Below are 2,922 nucleotides of genomic sequence, written 5' to 3' on the forward strand. Positions count from 1 at the left end.
TCAGGGAAGATTAATACACTTGCTCTACCTGCTACCTCAGAGCCTGGTAATTTTTGTTTGCCTACAAGTGGATCTACAGCAGCATCATATTGTATCGGACCTTCAATTTTCAATTCCGGATGCCTTGCTTTAACTATGGCAGTGGCTTCTCTTACGCGTTCTACATCTTCACCTTCGCCTGATGTACCAGAAGAATAAGATAACATCGCTATCCGGGGTTCAATGCCAAATTTGGCGCTGCTTTCTGCTGAAGAAATTGCTATTTCTGCCAGCTGTTGGGCAGTAGGATTGGGGTTAACCGCACAATCTCCAAATATGGCCACCCTTTCTGGCAGGCACATAAAGAAAATGGATGAAACCACCGATACGCCTGGCTTGGTTTTAACAAACTGTAAAGCAGGCCTGATGGTGTGCTGAGTGGTATGAACCGCACCCGAAACCATCCCATCAGCATCACCCTTGTAAACCATCATGGTTCCGAAATAAGAAACATCGGTCATCATATCCCTGGCCATTTCGAGGTTTACATTCTTGGCTTTACGTAGTTCGTGCAAGGTATCTACATAATCGTTATAATGAGCCGATTGGCCAGGATTATGTATTTTTATAGCATTGGGATCCAGATTTAATCCAAGTCTTTTAATCGTGTTGGTAATTTCGGTTGGGTCGCCCAAGAGCGTGATGTCTACAATATCCTGGGTAATGAGTTTCTCCACTGCTTTTAAAATGCGTTCGTCATTTCCTTCTGGTAAAACAATATGTTTTTTATCGCGTTTGGCCCATTTAACCAGTTGGTATTGAAACATGTGCGGAGTAATTCCCTGATAGCTAAAAGTGATAATTTTATCATCAAGCGCTTTAATGTCGACATATTTTTCGAAAAGCTCTATTGCCACTGCAATTTTCTTCTTGTTTTCGATTGTAATTTTGGAGTGGATACTGCCAATGGTTGTAGTGGTTTCGAAAGTTCCCTTTTTAACCGCTATTATTGGAATAATGGTTTGTAAACCTTCAATCAATTTAATAATGGGCTCATCCGGTAAACTGCCTGCGGTTAAAACAATGCCTGCAATTTTTGGGTAATTGGCTGATAAGTTGGCCTGAAGTGCGCCTATAATGATATCGCCACGATCGCCGGGAGTAACAATAAGCAGGTTATCTTTTATGTGCCTTAAAAAATTGGGCAGCATCATGGCACCGGTCACAAAATTATCAACCTGGTTATCCAATAGTTCAGATCCAAAAAGCACCTCACCACCCAGTGCCAATGTAATTTCTTTCATTGTTGGACTTTGTRGGCCTGTTTCGGTAGGAATAACGGCGATAAGTAATTCGGCAGGCAATTGATTGGTTAAAGCTTGTTTAATACGGTCCGCCTCCTCTGGATTCACCATATTGGCCACTACGCCTAATACCTGCACATCGCGCAACAGGAAGTTACGGTAAATGTTGATGGCAGATTTAAAAAGCTGACTTGCTGTTTTATTCTTTCCCGATACCACTATTAAAACTGGTGCACCTAAGTTTTTGGCCATTAAAGCATTCGATTCGAACTCAAATGCCATACCTTCGCCTAAAAAATCGCTGCCTTCAATTACCGTGAAATCGTAATTATCTTCCAGTTTTTTATATTTACTGATAATGGTATTGATAATTGCTCCACTATCTTCTGCTTGATGCAGCATTTCTTGCCGGGTAAAGGCAAAAGCATCCTCATATTTAACAGGGAGTGAGAAATAATCCAACATGGCTTCTACATGTTCATCTTTTTTATTCTGATCGTCTTGCGCAATAATGGGTTTAAAGTAACCTACTTTTTGCGTTTTAGCCAATAACATATTGATCATTCCGAAAGCAATTACTGATTTTCCGGTATAGGGTTCGGCCGAAGCAATGAATATATTTTTAGTCATAAATAAGGGTCAATGTATAGGAATAACCAATCACGGCCAATATAGTTGGAAATATCTATTTTAAAAACTAAAAGAGGTTAAGTTTTTAATTGCCTGATTAGAAAACCGGAGTCAACTATTCCAACAACCATAAACATGAATAGGAAAGGCATGAATTGGACGTATGACAAATATAGATTTGTCATCCTGAGGGGTAATTTATTGTATAAAAGTCAATATAGATGACAGAGATTTTTTTGTGCAATAATAAGCTGCGAGGCATCGTCATTGCTGAGAAGGCTTTTTCAGCCGACGAAGCAATCTTACAACGATCGTTACTTACCTGCGCTTTAAGATTATTCATTTTTGCAGTTGTTTTTAAAGGCATTCATGAGCTCGCTTCGTTCGGTTATCTTCGTTCCTCGCAATGACGAGCTTTCTATTGGATTCTGTCAATGATAGCCTGTCGAAAGACCAGTTTAACAGATAGTAAGTGTTTCGATTACTTGTGTTGCGATTCAAATTGGTCCCTTCTTACCAATGATGGCGCTGTAACAGCTAAATTGAATCGTTTTTATGCATTTGATTCAATCAATAACTTTAACATTTTTAGCCTATGTATTAGTGGTAGGTTCACTTTTGCATCAGGATTAAGCTTTAAAGGCATAAAATGACTTTCCAGAAAATGGGCATAATCGGTAATTACGGTAGCCTGATTAAGATAAATTGGAACCTCTTGCTTTCCTGCCTGGGTAAAAAAATCTTCTAGCTGTTGTATTTCTTGGATGGTCATACTACAAAGTTATCATTCTATTTTGAGCAGATTGAAATAATTTTTTTTAACAGGTGGTATATGCCTAATGCTCAGTCATAATGATTTTTAAATATTGTCCGTTTATATCTTAAGTCTATTTTTTTACTAAAAATTTTAGTTTAAATTTGTTTTCCCTAATTAATTGTTTTAGTGATTTAATCACATTGAAAGAGAATGAACAATAGTGAAATGAAAAGTGATATCCTCCGTTCAGAT

2 protein-coding genes are annotated in these 2,922 nt (G+C 38.2%); both read right to left on the bottom strand.

What is annotated here, in order from left to right; genetic code table 11:
- Positions 1 to 1,913, bottom strand: a 1,913-nt coding sequence (gene pta, locus AC1DPQ_RS23295; protein WP_477611024.1) for a phosphate acetyltransferase, incomplete at its 3' end; no start/stop codon positions are given.
- A gap of 553 nt (positions 1,914 to 2,466) precedes the next feature.
- Positions 2,467 to 2,685 (bottom strand): DUF6965 family protein, encoded by a 219-nt coding sequence (locus AC1DPQ_RS23300; RefSeq protein WP_029276033.1) that lies wholly within the window; start codon positions 2,683 to 2,685, stop codon positions 2,467 to 2,469.
- Positions 2,686 to 2,922 lie beyond the last annotated feature (237 nt).

This window comes from Pedobacter sp. 01T416_2, from assembly GCF_056398925.1.

Excerpts from the sequence above, each read along its gene's own strand:
- AC1DPQ_RS23300 (WP_029276033.1), bottom strand. The coding sequence starts at position 2,685 with ATGACCATCCAAGAAATACAACAGCTAGAAGATTTTTTTACCCAGGCA.